Source organism: Aquabacter sp. (assembly GCF_965279295.1).
Classification (GTDB): domain Bacteria; phylum Pseudomonadota; class Alphaproteobacteria; order Rhizobiales; family Xanthobacteraceae; genus Aquabacter.
In genome coordinates, this window is record NZ_CBDIHQ010000007.1 from 62273 (window position 1) to 78367 (window position 16095).

General features: G+C 64.4%; 18 protein-coding genes. 10 read left to right on the forward strand and 8 right to left on the reverse strand.

The annotated features are described in order from the left end of the window. Nucleotides 1-143: 143 nt before the first annotated feature. Nucleotides 144-671: a GNAT family N-acetyltransferase gene (locus ADADO0_RS02300; RefSeq protein WP_511303466.1), complete on the forward strand. Its 528-nt coding sequence runs from the start codon at nt 144-146 to the stop codon at nt 669-671. Nucleotides 672-681: 10 nt separating this feature from the next. Here the strand turns inward: ADADO0_RS02300 and ADADO0_RS02305 are convergent, their stop codons facing one another. The 3 genes from ADADO0_RS02305 to ADADO0_RS02315 are packed head-to-tail and all read right to left on the reverse strand — an operon-like array spanning nt 682 to nt 2023. Further along, a complete protein-coding gene (locus tag ADADO0_RS02305) occupies nt 682-1026 on the reverse strand; it encodes a lysozyme inhibitor LprI family protein (RefSeq protein ID WP_511303467.1) in 345 nt (114 codons plus the stop codon). Next, complete coding sequence (gene queC / locus ADADO0_RS02310) at nt 1023-1745, reverse strand: 7-cyano-7-deazaguanine synthase QueC (RefSeq protein ID WP_511303468.1); 723 nt, start codon at nt 1743-1745, stop codon at nt 1023-1025. Before queC ends, ADADO0_RS02305 begins: the two co-directional genes overlap by 4 nt. Further along, nucleotides 1742-2023, reverse strand: a complete 282-nt coding sequence (locus ADADO0_RS02315; protein ID WP_511303469.1) for a BolA family protein — start codon at nt 2021-2023, stop codon at nt 1742-1744. The genes queC and ADADO0_RS02315 overlap by 4 nt, the downstream gene beginning before the upstream one ends. Nucleotides 2024-2252: 229 nt before the next feature. On the opposite strand from ADADO0_RS02315, the gene ADADO0_RS02320 reads away from it, so the two are divergent. From ADADO0_RS02320 to ADADO0_RS02335, 4 genes are all read left to right on the forward strand, one after another. Then, nucleotides 2253-2843: a J domain-containing protein gene (locus ADADO0_RS02320; protein WP_511303470.1), complete on the forward strand. Its 591-nt coding sequence runs from the start codon at nt 2253-2255 to the stop codon at nt 2841-2843. A 130-nt stretch (nt 2844-2973) separates the two neighbouring features. Further along, the gene (gene cobS, locus ADADO0_RS02325; RefSeq protein ID WP_511303471.1) at nt 2974-3957 is read left to right on the forward strand and encodes a cobaltochelatase subunit CobS; all 984 of its coding nucleotides are present in this window, start codon (nt 2974-2976) and stop codon (nt 3955-3957) included. 73 nt (nt 3958-4030) lie between these two features. After that, nucleotides 4031-5926 (forward strand): cobaltochelatase subunit CobT, encoded by a 1896-nt coding sequence (cobT, locus tag ADADO0_RS02330; RefSeq protein WP_511303472.1) that lies wholly within the window; start codon nt 4031-4033, stop codon nt 5924-5926. 8 nt (nt 5927-5934) lie between these two features. Then, nucleotides 5935-6948: an esterase-like activity of phytase family protein gene (locus ADADO0_RS02335; protein WP_511303473.1), complete on the forward strand. Its 1014-nt coding sequence runs from the start codon at nt 5935-5937 to the stop codon at nt 6946-6948. Between the two features lie 232 nt (nt 6949-7180). On the opposite strand, the gene cynS is transcribed toward ADADO0_RS02335, so the two are convergent. Genes cynS through ADADO0_RS02355 form a run of 4 tightly spaced genes read right to left on the reverse strand, consistent with a single transcriptional unit; the run spans nt 7181 to nt 10785 of the window. Beyond that, nucleotides 7181-7663 carry a cyanase gene (cynS, locus tag ADADO0_RS02340; protein WP_511303474.1) on the reverse strand — a complete coding sequence of 161 codons (483 nt, stop codon included), beginning with the start codon at nt 7661-7663 and terminating at the stop codon, nt 7181-7183. Nucleotides 7664-7693: 30 nt separating this feature from the next. Beyond that, complete coding sequence (locus ADADO0_RS02345) at nt 7694-8581, reverse strand: ABC transporter ATP-binding protein (protein ID WP_511303475.1); 888 nt, start codon at nt 8579-8581, stop codon at nt 7694-7696. A gap of 5 nt (nt 8582-8586) precedes the next feature. After that, nucleotides 8587-9426 carry a nitrate ABC transporter permease gene (gene ntrB, locus ADADO0_RS02350; protein ID WP_511303476.1) on the reverse strand — a complete coding sequence of 280 codons (840 nt, stop codon included), beginning with the start codon at nt 9424-9426 and terminating at the stop codon, nt 8587-8589. Nucleotides 9427-9429: 3 nt separating this feature from the next. After that, entirely contained in the window at nt 9430-10785 is a 1356-nt protein-coding gene (locus ADADO0_RS02355; protein ID WP_511303477.1) for a CmpA/NrtA family ABC transporter substrate-binding protein, read from the reverse strand. Between the two features lie 230 nt (nt 10786-11015). On the opposite strand from ADADO0_RS02355, the gene ADADO0_RS02360 reads away from it, so the two are divergent. The 5 genes from ADADO0_RS02360 (at nt 11016) to ADADO0_RS02380 (ending at nt 15356) form a co-directional block, all read left to right on the forward strand. Then, nucleotides 11016-12890 carry a sigma-54 interaction domain-containing protein gene (locus ADADO0_RS02360; RefSeq protein WP_511303478.1) on the forward strand — a complete coding sequence of 625 codons (1875 nt, stop codon included), beginning with the start codon at nt 11016-11018 and terminating at the stop codon, nt 12888-12890. A gap of 176 nt (nt 12891-13066) precedes the next feature. Continuing rightward, nucleotides 13067-13474: a VOC family protein gene (locus tag ADADO0_RS02365; RefSeq protein WP_511303479.1), complete on the forward strand. Its 408-nt coding sequence runs from the start codon at nt 13067-13069 to the stop codon at nt 13472-13474. Between the two features lie 84 nt (nt 13475-13558). Beyond that, nucleotides 13559-13981, forward strand: coding sequence for a VOC family protein (locus ADADO0_RS02370; protein ID WP_511303480.1), 423 nt, complete (start codon nt 13559-13561; stop codon nt 13979-13981). Nucleotides 13982-14004: 23 nt separating this feature from the next. Beyond that, entirely contained in the window at nt 14005-15087 is a 1083-nt protein-coding gene (locus ADADO0_RS02375) for a WD40/YVTN/BNR-like repeat-containing protein (protein ID WP_511303481.1), read from the forward strand. A gap of 2 nt (nt 15088-15089) precedes the next feature. Beyond that, the gene (locus ADADO0_RS02380; protein ID WP_511303482.1) at nt 15090-15356 is read left to right on the forward strand and encodes a MoaD/ThiS family protein; all 267 of its coding nucleotides are present in this window, start codon (nt 15090-15092) and stop codon (nt 15354-15356) included. Nucleotides 15357-15362: 6 nt separating this feature from the next. On the opposite strand, the gene ADADO0_RS02385 is transcribed toward ADADO0_RS02380, so the two are convergent. Beyond that, nucleotides 15363-16085 (reverse strand): carbonic anhydrase, encoded by a 723-nt coding sequence (locus ADADO0_RS02385; protein ID WP_511303483.1) that lies wholly within the window; start codon nt 16083-16085, stop codon nt 15363-15365. Nucleotides 16086-16095: the final 10 nt, after the last annotated feature.

Here is a 16095-nt window from a genome sequence, read left to right on the forward strand (position 1 = left end):
ATGACGAAGGCCCCGGCGCAAGCCGGGGCCTTTTTCGTTGCGGGCGGGCGCGGACGTTTTCACGCGTCCAGGACATAGCTTCGCGGTGGGCGCGGCGCCGGGGCGCCTTCCCCCGCGCCGCAGCACGTTTTATGACAATGGGCATGATCATCCGCTCCGCCACGCCCGCCGACATCCCTGCAATCGCCGCGATCTATGGCCAGGCGGTGCGGACCGGAACCGCCTCTTTCGAGCTTGATCCGCCGGATGCCGCAGAGATGCGGCGCCGGTTCGAGGTGACGACGGCCGGCGGCTATCCCTACATCGTCGCCTTGGATGAGGCGGACGGCATGCTGCTCGGCTACGCCTATGCCAGCGCCTTTCGGCCGCGCATCGCCTATCGCTTCACGGTGGAAAATTCGGTTTACGTCTCGTCGCAGGCCCACAAGCGTGGCATCGGCCGAACGCTGATGGACAAACTGATAACGGCCTGCACCAAAAAAGGCTTCCGTCAGATGGTGGCCGTGATCGGCGGCAGCGACAATCTCGCCTCCATCGCTCTCCACCGCGCCTGCGGCTTCCACGATGTCGGCGTGATGCGCAGCACCGGCCTCAAGTTCGACCGCTGGATCGATACGGTTCTGATGCAGCGGGAACTCGGCGAGGGCGGAGAGACCCTGCCGCCGACATGACACGCCGCCTTCAGAACGGGCCGCGCGCGTAGATCCCCTGAAGCACCTTCTGGATCACATTGATCCGCCCCTGGTAGGCCAGCCTCAGGCATTGGCGGTCGGCGCCGCAGGAGGCGCGTTCGACAAGAAACTGGCGCTGCTCGTCCTGGAGCGTGCCGCGCTGGCCCATGGCGACAAGATGGGTCGCAACCTCGAATAACGTCGCCATCTTCACGTCGAGATCGCTGAGCGCCATGTCGGAGCAAATGGCTTTTTCATCGTCCGACTTCGCCGCCGTGCAGTCGAAGCTTGCCGCTTCCGCGCCGCCGGCAGAAAGCGCGGCCATCATGATCCCGGCTATCAATATCGCCCTCATGCAACCGCCCCCTTGCTGGCTTTGTAGCGGGCAAACCCGTCAGCCCGCAGCTGGCACGCGGGGCAGGTTCCGCAGCCATAGCCCCAGTCGTACCGCGCGCCGCGCTCCCCGAGATAGCAGGTGTGGGTATCGTCCACGATCAGGTCGACCAGCACGGTGCCGCCGAGCGTCTCGGCCAGTTCCCACGTTGCGGACTTGTCGATCCACATGAGCGGCGTGTGGAGGACGAAATCCTTGTCCATCCCGAGATTTATCGCCACCTGCAGCGCCTTGATGGTCTCGTCGCGGCAGTCGGGATAACCGGAATAATCGGTCTCGCACATGCCCCCGACGATGTGCCGGAGGCCACGCCGATAGGCGAACGCAGCGGCGAAGGTGAGGAAGATGATGTTGCGGCCGGGGACGAAGGTGTTGGGCAGACCGCTGTCGGACATCTCGATGGCGACGTTGCGGGTGAGCGCGGTGTCGGAGACCTTGCTGAGGGCCGCGAGCGAAATGGTGTGGTCCTCGCCCAGCCGGCGCGCCCACTTGCCGTTCATCCTGGCGAGCGCCACGAACAGCGATTTGCGATGCTCCAGTTCGACCCGGTGCCGCTGACCGTAGTCGAAGCCCACGGTCTCGACCCGCTCGAACCGCTCCAGCGCCCAGGCGAGGCAGGTGGTGGAATCCTGTCCACCCGAGAACAGCACCAGTGCTCCGCCTTCACCGGGGGCGTTCATTCTCCCGGCGCCTTGGCTTCGATGGCGAGCGCGTGCAGCCCCTGCGCCATTTCTCCGGCCAGCAGGGCGTTCACCAGCCGGTGCCGGTCCAGCCGGCTCTTGCCCCGAAACGCCTCGGACACTGCCCGGACCCGGAGGTGGGTGATGCCGCCATCGCTGCGGCTACGCGCGCCGGCGTGTCCGGCGTGCTGGTGGCTCTCGTCCTCCACCTCAAGTGCGAGCGGGCTCAGCCCTAGGGAAAGAGCACTGCGGATGCGGGCGAGATCGGCGTTCGACATGCTCTACCGGTACCGCCACGGCCCGGCGCGCGTCAATCGCCGCGCACCGCCGGTCGCCTTGAGACACAAGACAAAACGGAACAAATGCGCCTCGCCATGGCGCAATCGGCGTCCATCGCCTATATAAACCCTCGGCGGTGCCTCAGGCGCCGCTTCCCCTGCCCTAGCGATACGGCACACGCCGTTTCCCGTTCTTGCCGCGCCGCGGCATGGCCCCCATAATCGTGTCATGAAGATCGACTCCCCCCTGTTCGACCGCATCCGGGTAAAACCGACGGAAGATCGCTCCCGCCGGACGGAATGCCCGCACTGCCAGTGGCCGGGTTGCGACCGCGATGGCACCCATAGGGCGCCCAAGGGCCGGCAGGCTGAAGGGGAGTATTTCCAGTACTGCCTGGACCATGTGCGCGAGTACAACCAGTCCTACAACTACTTCAGGGGCATGAGCGACGATGCAGTCTACGCCTACCAGAAGGATGCGCTGACCGGTCATCGCCCAACCTGGAAGATGGGTACGCGTAGCGAAGCCGATGCATCCGGCAGCCATCGCGACCCCTTCGGCTTCAGCCATGAGATGGGCGGTGCCGCCGGCTTCGAGGCACCGCAAGCAGAAACCCGGACGATTCGCGCAACCGAGCGGCGCGCGCTTGAGTTGATGGGTCTGGAGCTTTCGGCGAACCCGGTGGAGATCAAGGCGCGCTTTAAGGAATTGGTGAAAAAGCATCACCCCGATGCCAATGGCGGAGACCGGTCCGCCGAGGAACGGCTGAGAAACGTTATCCAGGCCTACAACGCCCTGAAGCAGGCCGGTTTCTGCTGACGTAACGGGAATGCCCGCCGCGACATCTCGCGCGGCGCGGGAGTTTTTGCACTTGCGGAAAAACCTTTAAGGTGCCGCGCGGATCAAGCAGCAAGAGACGCGTGCGAGAACGCGCGCAGACGGAGGAGTTATGAGCGGTACGGAGACCATTGCCCCTACGCCGGACATGAAGGTGTCGGTGCGCCAGGTATTCGGCATCGATATCGACATGGAGGTTCCCGCTTTCTCCGAGAAGGACCCTCACGTTCCCGACCTCGATCCGGACTATCTTTTCGACCGGCCGACCACGCTCGCCGTCCTTGCCGGCTTCGCCCACAACCGACGCGTCATGGTGACCGGCTATCACGGCACCGGAAAATCCACGCATATCGAGCAGATCGCCGCGCGCCTGAACTGGCCGTGCGTGCGCATCAATCTCGACAGCCATATCAGCCGCATCGACCTGATCGGCAAGGACGCGATCGTCGTCAAGAACGGCCAGCAGATCACGGAATTCCGTGACGGCATCCTGCCCTGGGCGCTTCAGAACAACATCGCGCTGGTGTTCGACGAATATGACGCCGGCCGCCCGGACGTGATGTTCGTGATCCAGCGCGTGCTGGAAGTCTCGGGCCGCCTGACGCTGCTCGACCAGAACCGGGTGATCCGGCCGCACCCCTCGTTCCGCCTGTTCGCCACCGCCAACACAGTGGGCCTGGGCGATACCACGGGGCTCTACCACGGCACGCAGCAGATCAATCAGGGCCAGATGGACCGCTGGTCCATCGTCACCACCCTGAACTATCTGGCCCACGACAAGGAAGTGGACATCGTCCTGTCCAAGGCCAAGCACTACCGCACGCCCGAGGGCAAGGACACGGTGAACCGCATGGTGCGCCTGGCCGACCTGACACGCAGCGCGTTCATCAATGGCGATCTTTCCACCGTGATGAGCCCACGCACCGTCATCACTTGGGCCGAGAACGCGGACATCTTCAAGGACCTCGGTTTCGCCCTACGTGTCACCTTCCTGAACAAGTGCGACGAGTTGGAACGCTCACTGGTGGCGGAATTCTACCAGCGTTGTTTCGGCCAGGAACTGGCGGAAAGCTCGGTCAACGTCGCACTCTCCTGAGCGCGGAATACCTTCCCCGCCCCGGCGGGGAAGGTTCGATTAGGTGCTCGATCCGATAAAGCGCGGTTCAGACATGGCTCCGTCCAACAAGGTCGCAAAGACCACTCCGAAGGAAGCTCCGGTCGAGCCGTTCAAGCGGGCCGTGGCCAGTTGCTTCAAGGCGATCGCGGGCGTGTCCGAGTTCGAGGTCACGTTCGCCTCCGAGCGGCCGAACCTCGGCCCGGATCGCGTGCGCCTGCCGGAGCCGCCCCGCCGCTTCACGTCTCAGGATGCCGCGGTGCTGCGTGGCCATGCGGACGCGCTCGCGCTACGGCTCGCCTGCCATGACCCCTCAGTCCACCGCCGCATGGTGCCCACCGGCGATCTCGCCCGCGCGGTGTTCGACGCGGCGGAGCAGGCTCGCGTGGAGGCTGTGGGCGCCAACCGCATGGTCGGCGTCCAGCGTAACCTCGCTGCCATGCTGACGGATCGCTACCATCGCGGTCCCTATGCCGACATCACCGACCGCGCCGACGCGCCGCTTGAAGAGGCGGTTGCGCTCATGGTGCGCGAGCGTCTCACCGGAGAGGGCCCGCCCCCCGCCGCGCGCAAGATCGTCGAGTTGTGGCGCGACTATATCGAGAGCCGGGCGGAAGGCGCGCTGTCCCGCCTTGCCGACAGTCTCGAAGACCAGAAGATGTTCGGCCAGATCACCCGCGATCTCCTGACCTCGCTGGAAATGGGCGAGGAATCGTCGCTTGAGAGCGACGAGGAGACCGACGACGACGAGAACAGCAACGGCCGCGACGAGCAGGCCGGAGAGGAAGGCGAGAGCAGCGAAGACGACAGCCAGCAGGGCGCAACCGAAATGGAAGCGGAGTTGGCGCAGGAAGAACTGCCGGAAAGCGCGGTCGAGAGCGAAAGCGGGCCTCCCGCCGACATGCCCGACGACAGCGACCTGGGCGACAGCGACGAGGCGGCCGAACCCTGGCAGCCGCGTACCCCGCCCGGCCTCGACAAGAGCGGCCCGGAATATCACGCCTACACCGTCAAGTTTGACGAGGAAGTGACCGCCGAGGATCTCTGCGACGCCGAGGAACTGGCGCGCCTTCGCTCGTATCTCGACAAGCAGTTGTCGCACCTCCAGGGCGTGGTCGCCCGCCTCGCCAACCGGCTTCAGCGGCGCCTTCTGGCCCAGCAGAACCGCGCCTGGGAGTTTGACCTAGAAGAAGGCGTGCTGGACCCCGCCCGGCTGTCGCGCGTCGTCACCGACCCGACCGCCGCGCTTTCCTTCAAGCGCGAGCGCGACACCGAGTTTCGCGACACGGTGGTGACGCTGGTCATCGATAATTCCGGCTCCATGCGCGGCCGGCCGATCACGGTTGCCGCCACCTGCGCGGATATTCTCGCCCGCACGCTGGAACGCTGCGGCGTGAAGGTGGAGGTGCTCGGCTTCACCACGCGCGCCTGGAAAGGCGGACAATCCCGCGAGAGCTGGCTTGCTGCCGGCAAGCCTGCCAATCCGGGCCGCCTCAACGACCTCAGGCACATCATCTATAAATCTGCCGATACGCCCTGGCGGCGCGCCCGGCGCAACCTCGGCCTGATGATGCGCGAAGGGTTGCTGAAAGAGAATATCGACGGCGAAGCCCTCGATTGGGCGCACCAGCGCCTGCTGGCACGGCCCGAAGCGCGCAAGATCCTGATGATGATCTCGGATGGCGCGCCGGTGGACGATTCCACCCTTTCGGTGAATGCCGGGAATTATCTCGAACGCCATCTGCGCCACATCATCGGGCAGATCGAAGACCGGTCGCCCGTCGAACTGATCGCCATCGGCATTGGCCATGACGTGACCCGCTATTATCGCCGCGCCGTCACCATCGTCGATGCGGAAGAGCTGGGTGGCGTCATGACCGAAAAGCTGGCGGAATTGTTCTCCGAAGCCGCGCCTAAACCGGGACGCGGCACCGGACGTCGGCTCCACTGAGAGGCGTGATGCGCGCTTTACGCCTTGGGTTTGCGGCGCTAGCCCTCACCGGCATCGTGCTGGTCGGCGGCCGCGCCTGCGCCAAGCCTGATGCTCTGCCGGAGACCCCGGTCGCGATAAAGGTGGAGGCGTCGCCGATCGCAACCTTCCGCCCGCAGTCCCAGGACGCGCGCTTCGGCAAGCTGGAATTTCGCGGCGGCATTCGCCTCACCTCGGATTTTCCCGGCTTCGGCGGTATCTCCGGTTTCGTACTGGATCCCACAGGGCGAGACTTCATTGCCGTCACGGATGCCGGGGTGTTTTTGAAAGGCAAGCTGGACACTGCCGGAGACCGCCCCACCGGCCTCTCGGAGGTTATGGCCGCCGCCATGCTGGACGAGAAGGGCCGTCTGCAGGCCCATCGCGGGCGAGGCGATGCCGAAGCCCTCGCGGTGGCGCCGGACGCGGTCTACGTGACCTTCGAGGACATCAACGAGCTGTGGTCCTATCCCGGCCCCGATCCGCTTGGAAAGACCGGCGTTCCGGTGCCCGTGCCGCCAGGCGTGAAGCGGCTGCGCAACAATCTGGGGCTTGAAGCTCTGGTCTATGTGCCCGGCCCACCCATGACCGGCGCGCTGATCGCGATCGGCGAACAGGGCGCGACCGAAACCTCCGACCTTCCCGGCTTCATCATCGGCGGCCCCACACCGGGATCGTTCACGATCCGCAAGAGCGACCTTTTCAGCGCCACCGATGCCGCGCTCGGGCCGAAGGGCGAGTTGTTCCTGCTGGAGCGCCATTTCGCCTTCAGCACCGGCGTTTCCATGCAGATCCGCCGGTTCGCCCTCGGCGGCGTCAAGCCAGGCGCGGTGCTGGAGGGTGAAATCCTCGTCACTGCGGACATGGGCTATGAGATCGACAATATGGAAGGCCTCACGGCGACGGTGAACGCCGCCGGCGAGACCATCCTGACGCTGCTCTCCGACGACAATTTCTCGCCGCTCCAACGCACCATCCTGCTGCGCTTCGCGGTGATGGATTAGAGCAGCATTTTCCCGGGGGCATGCAGAGCCGAAGGCGCGGAATGAAACCCGGGACCCAGCACAAGGGTTCGCCGGAGGCGTCTCGATCCATCTCCGACGCCGCGCGGCGGAGATGGAAAAGCGCTGGTCGCGAGGTGACGGCTTCGCCGGAATCTTACGCTAGGCCCCGGCTCTGCGTTCGCGCTTTCGCGCTCACTTGGGCAGTGAAAGCATGCCACAAAGTGCGGCTTCCTCACCCCTCCTTGAAGCCATACTCCGGGATCCCCTGCTCGGCGCCGTAGTAGCGATAGGGGAGGAATTTGCCGCTCATGGTGATCTGCACGCGGTCGCCCTTGGCGTTCTGCTGGCGGGCGATGTCGATGTCGAAGTCGATGGCCGACATGATGCCGTCGCCGAACTCCTCCTCGATCAGCGCCTTCCACGCCGGGCCGTTCACCATCACCATCTCATAGAAGCGGTAGATCAGCGGGTCGGTCGGCGGCATGGGCGTGCCGCGATAGGGCACCTCGTTGAGCATGCGCTCTTCCTCCTCGGAGAGGCCGAACAGTTCCGCCGCCGCCTTCGCCAGCGGCTTCACCAGCTTCATCTGGCCGAGCAGCGCGCCCACGACCAGAACCGGCGACATGCCGCCGATCTCGCCCGTGATGTATTTCCAGGTCCAGCCGTTCTTGCGCTTGATGTCGAGGATCTTCTCGCTGAGGTCTTCGCGCTTCATGGTTCTCTCCTCTTTGTCTCGGGTTCGGGATCAGGCGGCGCGGATATCGCCGTCGGGGGAAGGGCTTGGAGCAGCCGAGGGTCGCACCATCGGCGGGCGGCGGCGCTCATAGTCCGCCGGCATGCCGGCCTTGAAGGTGCGCGAGCGTTCCACCAGGAAGTCGATGAGGTGATTGCGCACCGCGTAGAAGTCGCTCTGCTTGTGGATGTCGAGGCGCCGCCGGTCACGCGGCAGTGGGTTCTCGACGATCTCAGCGACCACCGCTTCTGGGCCGTTGGTCATCAGAACGATGCGGTCGGCGAGGTAAATCGCCTCGTCCACGTCGTGGGTGATCATGAAGACGGTCTGCCCGGTCTCCAGGCAGATGCGCCGTACCTCGTCCTGCAGCGTACCGCGGGTCAGCGCGTCGAGGGCCGAGAAGGGTTCGTCCATCAGCAGCATCTTGGGCTCGATGGAGAGCGCGCGGGCGATGCCGACGCGCTGCTTCATGCCGCCGGACAATTCTGAGGGATGCTTGTTCTCAGCACCCTTCAACCCAACCAGGGCAACGAATTTTTCCGCATGTGCGCGGACCTGCTCGCGGCTCCATTTGGGATGCCTGGAGGATACGGCATAGGCGACATTGCCCAGCACGGTGCGCCACGGCAGCAGAGCATGGCTCTGGAAGATCACGGCACGATCAAGAGATGGCCCCTCGATGGCGCGGCCATCCACCGTCACCACCCCCTCGTCCGGTGCGTCGAGACCAGCGAGGATGTTCAGAACGGTGGTCTTACCGCACCCGGAATGGCCGATAATGCAGGCGAAGTCGCCCTTGTCCATGGAGAACCAGAGGTCCTCAAACACGGCCGTGGGTTTGCCGCCACCCTTGGAGAAGCGACGGGCAATGCCCTCGATAGAGAGATAGCGGGAGGTCATGATCCTCACTCCGGCCATGTGACAAGACGGGTGATGACGGCGAGGATCTGGTCAAGCAGCATGCCCACCACGCCGATGGCGAGGATCGAGACAATCACATTGGTGATGGAGAGGTTGTTCCACTCGTTCCACACGAAGTAGCCGATGCCCGTGCCGCCCACGAGCATCTCCGCCGCAACGATCACCAGCCATGCGATGCCGATGGAGATCCGCATGCCGGTGAGAATGGTGGGTGCCGCCGCCGGCAGGATCACCGTGAAAACCCGGCGGAGCGTGCCGACCTCCAGTGTGCGCGCGACGTTCAGCCATTCCTTGCGCACCCCTGCCACCCCGAAGGCGGTGTTGATCAGCATCGGCCACAGCGAGCAGATGAAAATCACGAAGATCGAGGAAAGCTGGGAATCCTTGATGGTGTAGAGCGCCAGCGGCATCCAGGCCAACGGTGAGATCGGCTTCAGGATCTGGATGAACGGGTCCAGCGCCCGGTTCATCAGCGGCGACATGCCGATCAGAAAGCCGAGCGGGATCGCCACCAGAGCCGCAAGCCCATAACCAACCGTCACGCGGGCAATGGAATAGGCAAGCTGGATGCCGAGGCCCTTGTCGTTGGGCCCCTTGTCATAGAAGGGGTCGGAAAGATGCTTCCACAGCGTCTGGCCCACCGCGAGCGGACCCGGCATGGCCGAACTGCCCTGGGTCGCGGTGAGGCCCATCAGCTTGGCATATTCCGGGTCCATCATGACCGCCTTGGTGCCGCCCTGCACGGCGAAATGCCAGGCGAGCAGGAAGGCGGCCAGCAGCAGCGCCGAGACGATCAAAGCCCGCAGGCGCAAGGACCCGGACATGCCTCAGCTCCGCTTGATGGCGAAGCTCGCCACGTATGCGTCCGGCTTTGTGGGATCGAACGGCTTGCCCATCACCACGATGGTCTTGGAGCTGCTCGGCGGGGTCTGGCCCAGCTCCTTCATGAGGTCGGCGGTCTGGGTTTCCAGGAACACCTTCTTGGCGATGCCGGCATAGTCGACGTCGCCCTTCACCTGACCCCACCGCTTCATTTGGGTCAGGATCCAGATGGCGAAGGAATTGTAGGGGAAGGGATCGAATGCGATACGGTTGGGATCGGTCTTGATGGCGCCGAGGCCGTCCGCGTAGGTGCCGGTGAGGATCTGCTCCAGCACGATCTGCGGCTGATTGAGATAATTGGCGGGCGCGATGGCCTCGGCGATCTGCTTGCGGTTTTCCGCCTTCTGGGCGTAGCCGGTGGCGTCGATGATCGCCTTGGTTACGGCATGGAAGGTGTTCGGCATGGTGGTGACGAACTCCTGGCTCGCCGCGAAGGCGCAGCAGGGGTGGCCGTCCCAGATCTGCTTGGACAGCATGTGGATGAAGCCCACGCCGTCATAGACAGCGCGCTGGTTAAACGGGTCCGGCCCGAGGAAGCCATCGATATTCTCGGCGCGCAGGTTGGCGACCATCTCGGGCGGCGGCACGGAGCGGATCTGGACATCCGTGTCCGGGTCGATACCGGCTTCAGCCAGATAGTAGCGCAGCAGGTAATTGTGCATGGAATAGTCGAAGGGGACGGCGAACTTGAAGCCCTTCCAGTCCTTCGGATCACGCTTGTCCTTGTGCTTCATGGCGAGCGTGATCGCCTGCCCGTTGATATTCTCGATGGCCGGGATGGTGTAGGGCACCGCGGTCGAGCCCACGCCCATGGAAATGGCGATCGGCATGGGCGCCAGCATGTGCGCGGCGTCGTATTCCTTGTTCAGCGTCTTGTCGCGGATCACCGCCCAGCCGGCGGTCTTAATGACTTCGACGTTCAGCCCGTACTTGGAATAGAAGCCCAGCGGGTGCGCCATGATGATGGGCGTCGCGCAGGTGATCGGGATGAAGCCGATCTTCAGATCCTTCTTCTCCAGCGCGCCGGTGCCCTGCGCGAAGGCTTCCGTCATCTTGCCGAGTGGCAGGAACTGGGAGATCGCAGCCAGCGCCGCGGAGGCGCCAACCTTCTTAAGAAAGGCGCGGCGGGCCGTCGGGTCGGGAATGACGGCCTGAAGCACGCTGGCCTCGACAGCAGAGGCATAGAGCCGGTCCTCGCTGTCGCCGCCGACAGCGAGATCATGCGCCTCCTGCGAGGCATGCCGGCCGCAGGCGCACCGGGAGAAGAAGCGGGAAGGCCGGAAGGAATCGAAGCTCGCCATTGAACGCCTCGCTTTGCTTTAGGCCTCTGCGGGCCTCGGGAAGGTCGGCTTCCTTTAGGCAAGCTGTGTGCCAGAACCGTTTTGCAAGGCGGATCAAGGTTTGGCGGGCAGCGATTAATTTACGGAATTTCGTGAATTCCGATTTTTCGGAATTAAGTTACGAAAAATCGTAGACGGAGATCGCCGGGGCCACCAACATATGCGCAGCCCCCTCTCCCGCAGCGCTTTCCATGACCGACCTACCCCAACACACCGGCCCCTTCGGCCCGGCCTTCGACGGCGGCATCGAGGCGCAATTGGCGATCGATATCGAAACCGGGGCGATCCTCGATGCCAACGCGGCAGCCGCGCGCCTGCTAGGCTTCGACCGCGGGCGACTGAAAGCCATGCAGGTGTTCGACCTTCATCCCGGACAGGCGTCCGCTTTGGTGGTGTTCACGCAGGCGGTGTTGGATCGCGGCGCATATTGGACACGCTCCCTCGCCCCGCGCCATGCCGAGGGTGGCGCGCTGCGCGTGGAGTGCGGCGGCACGCTGGTGAACACGCCGCGCGGCCGGCGCATGCTGCTCACCTTGAGTGATCTCGACGCCCGATCCCGCCGGGATATTGATGCTGACGCCGACAGCTTTATGCGCGAGGGGATTGCCGAATGGCAGCGGGTGGAGCGCGCGTTCCGTGACATCGAGCGGGAAAACCGCCTGCTGCTCGGCGCCGTGGGCGAAGGCATCTACGGCGTGAATGCCGAGGGCAAGACCACCTTCGTCAACGCCGCGGCCGAGCAGATGCTGGGCTGGACGGCGGAGGAGATGATCGGCCGCGACATGCACACCATGGTGCATCACCACCGCCATGACGGCAGCCATTACCCCCACCAGCAATGCCCGATCTATGCCGCGTTCCGCGATGGCGCGGTGCATAATGTGGAGAACGAGGTGTTCTGGCATCGCTCCGGCAAGCCGGTGTGGGTGGAATACACCTCCACGCCGCTGCGCGATCGCGGTGTGCTGATCGGCGCCGTGGTGGTGTTTCGCGATGTCACGGCGAAGCGCGAGGCGCACGAGCAATTGCGCGCAGCGCTCGACGAAGTGGACAGTCTGCGCAAGCGACTGGAGCTGGAAAACGCCTATCTCCAGGAGGAAATCCGCGCGGAGAGCAGCCATCGCGGCATCATCGGCCGCTCGGCGGCAATCCAGAAGGTATTACGGCAGGTGGAACTGGTCGCTCCCACCGACGCGACCGCGCTCATCACCGGCGAGAGCGGCACAGGAAAGGAACTGATTGCCCGCGCCATCCATGAGGCCAGCGAGCGTTGCGAGCGGCCCCTGATCCGCGTGAACTGCGCGGCCATCCCGCGCGAACTGTTCGAGAGCGAATTCTTCGGCCATGTGCGTGGTGCATTCACCGGCGCACTTCGCGATCGCATCGGGCGGTTCGAGCTGGCAGACCGTGGCACGTTGTTCTTGGACGAGGTGGGCGAAATCCCCATCGAGCTTCAAAGCAAGCTGCTGCGGGTGCTTCAGGAAGGCCAGTTCGAGCGGGTCGGCGAGGAGCGCACCCGCAGCGTCGATGTGCGCATCATCGCCGCCACCAACAAGGATCTGCGGGCCGAGGTGCGGGCCGGGCGGTTCCGCGAAGATCTGTTCTACCGCCTCAACGTGATGCCGGTTGAATCCGCGCCGCTGCGGGAGCGGCGCGAGGATATCCCGCTCTTGGCGATGCATTTCCTCGCCGCCATGCGCAAGCCGGCGCGCGAGGCCCTGCAACTCAGCGAGGCGGACGCGCGTCGCCTGACCGCCTACGACTGGCCGGGCAATGTGCGTGAACTTCAGAACGTCATTGAGCGCGGCATAATCCTGGCGAGCAACGGCAGGCTGTCCATCGACCTGCCGGGAAGCGAGCGCAGCGCGCCTCCACCGGTCACCACCGCACCAGCCAGCGGCGTCGAAACCGAGGAAGAGCGGCGGGAGCGCATGCGGGCGAGCATTCTCGCCGCGCTTGAGGCCTCCGCCGGCAAGGTGTCGGGCCCCGGCGGTGCTGCCGAGTTGCTGGGGCTGAAACCCACCACCCTCGCCTCGCGCATGAAGACGCTGGGACTGGGACGCTAGACGTGGCGCCCATAGAGGCCATGGGGTCTCAAAAATTTCAAAAAAATCTCGGCGGGCGTGTCGGCTGACCCAATCTCACACCGTCTTCAAGGCATGGTGCGGCATAGCCCTCACTCGAAGGCTCTGCCCCAAGGACGATTGCCGCTGAACAACAAGGCATTGGAGAGGGATGTTTCATGATTGAGCAGATTTTCGTCAATCTCCCGGTTGCCGACCTCAAGGTCTCCATGGCCTTCTTCCGCAGCCTGGGGTTCGAGTTCAATCCGAAATTCACCAACGACAGCGGCGCCTGCCTGATGCTGGGGCCGAACATCTACGCCATGCTTCTGGTGAAGCCCTTCTTTGCTGGATTCACCAGCAAGGAGATCGTGGACGCGCACACACATACGGAAACCCTGACCGCGCTGCAGGTGGAAAGCCGCGAGAAGGTGGATGAACTTGTGGCAGCCGCCGTTGCGGCGGGCGGCACCGCTCCGCGCCCCGTGAAGGACTTCGGCTTCATGTACCAGCACAGCTTCGACGACCCGGACGGGCACATCTGGGAAGTCTTCTGCATGGACGTGGCGGCGATGCCCGCCGCCTGATCTGCGCCCATGCTGCCGTCCGCAACCATCCGGCGCTTCGCCTTGAAGAGGACCGGCAATCCTTACCTATCGGGAGACATCAACATGCTTGCCCAACCCTATCTCACCTTTGAGGGCCGCGCTGAGGAAGCGATCGATTTCTACGTTCAGGCCGTCGGGGCAAAGGTGGAGATGCTGATGCGCTTCAAGGACGCCCCGCCGCCACCCGAAGGCATGACGAACCCGCCCGGCGACAAGGTCATGCACGCCAGCCTGCGCATCGGCCAGACCCTGGTGATGATGTCGGACGGCATGTGCATCGGCGACGCCAAGGCGGAATTCAAAGGCTTCGCACTCTCGCTCACCGTCAAGGACAAGGCCGAGGCAGACCGCGCTTTCGCCGCGCTGAGCGGGGACGGTGGAACGGTGCAGATGCCGCTGACCGAGACCTTCTTCTCTCCGGGCTTCGGCATCCTTGCCGATAAGTTCGGTGTTCCCTGGATGGTGGTCGTAGAACAGGCCGCCTGAAGGTCTCACAAAGGAAAATAAGAATGGCGCGCAAGATCCTGGTGCTGGTCGGCACGAAGAAGGGCACATTCATCCTGGAAAGCGGCGGCGACCGCAGCGCCTTCACCTTGCGCGGTCCGTTCTGCGAGACATGGCCGATCAACCATGTGGTCGGCGATCCCGAGACCGGCATCATCTACGCCGCCGGGGGCAACGAATGGTTCGGGCCGGCAGTATGGAAGTCGGAGGATTTCGGCGCCACCTGGACCCATTCAAGCCAGGGCATCGCCTATGCCGAGGGCGAACCCCCGGTCAAATCGGTGTGGAGCCTCAAGGCGGATCCCGGCCGGCTCTATGCCGGGGTCGAGCCTGCCGGCCTGTTCGTCAGCGCGGACGGCGGCGCCAGCTTTTCCCATGTCGCAGCATTGCGCGAACACCCGACCTGCCCGGACTGGTCTCCGGGCGGTGCCGGCCTCATCCTGCACTCGCTGGTCACCTCCCCGGTGGACGAGAAGCGGATATGGGTCGGCATTTCGGCAGCCGGTGTCTTCTATACGGCGGACGGTGGGAAAACCTGGGAGCCGCGCAACCAGGGAACCCGCGCGGATTACATGCCTGAAGGGCAAAACTACCCCGAATTCGGCCAGTGCGTTCACAACGTCATCCTGGCAGCGGGAGAGAGCGAGCGCCTCTATCAGCAAAACCACTGCGGCATGTATCGTTCGGATGATGGCGGAAAGAGCTGGAAAAGCATCGAGAAGGGCTTGCCCTCCTCCTTCGGCTTTCCCTGCGCGGTGCATCCGCGCGATCCCGACAGGGTCTATTTCATTCCGCTGAACGGCGACATCGCCGGACGCTTCATGCCCGGCGCCAAGGCGGCGGTGTGGGCCAGCCGCGATGGTGGCGCCACCTGGGAGGACAAGCGGGAGGGCTTGCCGCAGCAGAACGCGTTCCTGAACGTCCTGCGCCAGGGTCTCGCCACGGACACGCTGGAACCCGCAGGGGTCTATTTCGGCACCGGCTCAGGCTCGCTCTATGCGAGCTTTGATGAGGGCGACACCTGGCGGGAAATCGGCCGCCACCTGCCCTCCATCTCATCGGTAGAAACGCTGGTGGTGGAGGACTGAACGTGCCGATCCTGGTCCGGCTGCCAGCTCACCTGATCGCCCTGTTTCCTAGTGCCGAGCGGCTGGTGGAAGTTGAGGCACCGGACGTCGCGGGGATGATGGCGGCTCTCGATGCCCGCTGGCCGGGCATGCGCGACCGCCTGTGCGATACGTCGCCCGCCATTCGCCGCCACATCAACGTGTTTGTGGACGGCCGCAGGGCGAGCCTGAAGACCAGGCTCGCCCCAAACGCGGATGTCTTCGTCCTCACCGCCATCAGCGGTGGCTGAGATGCCTCAGACCAGCGAGACCTTGCCGGTCTTCAGCGTGTAGAGGCCGCCGACCACCTGCACTTTGCCGTCCGCGACGAAGCGGGAGACGATGGGCGCGGCGGCCTTCAGCTTCTCGACGTTGTAGCGGACATTCTCGACAATCGACGCTTCCAGCAGGTTGGGCGGATTGGTGGCCTTGGCGCGCTCCACCGCCGGCTTGATCGCGTTGATGAGCCCGGGCAGATGGCCCGGCAGTTCGACATTGGTCTGGAGCACTTTGATCGTGGCATCGACCGCGCCGCATCCGGTGTGGCCCATCACCACGATAAGCGGGGCGCCGAGGACTTTGATGCCGTATTCCAGGCTGGCGAGGCCGTAATCGTCGATGAAGTTCCCGGCGACCCGGACGACGAACAATTCACCGGGACGCTGATCGAACACCAGTTCCGGCGCGACGCGGGAATCGGCGCAGCTCAGAATGCAGGCGAACGGGAACTGATTTTTCGCCCGCGCGTAGCGATCAACGGAGAAATTCCGCTCCAAAGGCCGGTCGCCGACATAGCGCGCGTTCCCGGCCAGCAGCTTCTTCACCGCTTGCTCGGGCTTGATGGCGTTCGGTGGCGGCTCCTTGAGAGCCTCCTCCGCGAAGGCGGGCACCATGCTGCAGGTGAGCATTGCCCCGAGAGCCGCGCCGCCGCGCAGCAGCCCGCGTCTCGACATATGACTGCACTGAAGATCGTTGCACATGACCCGCCCC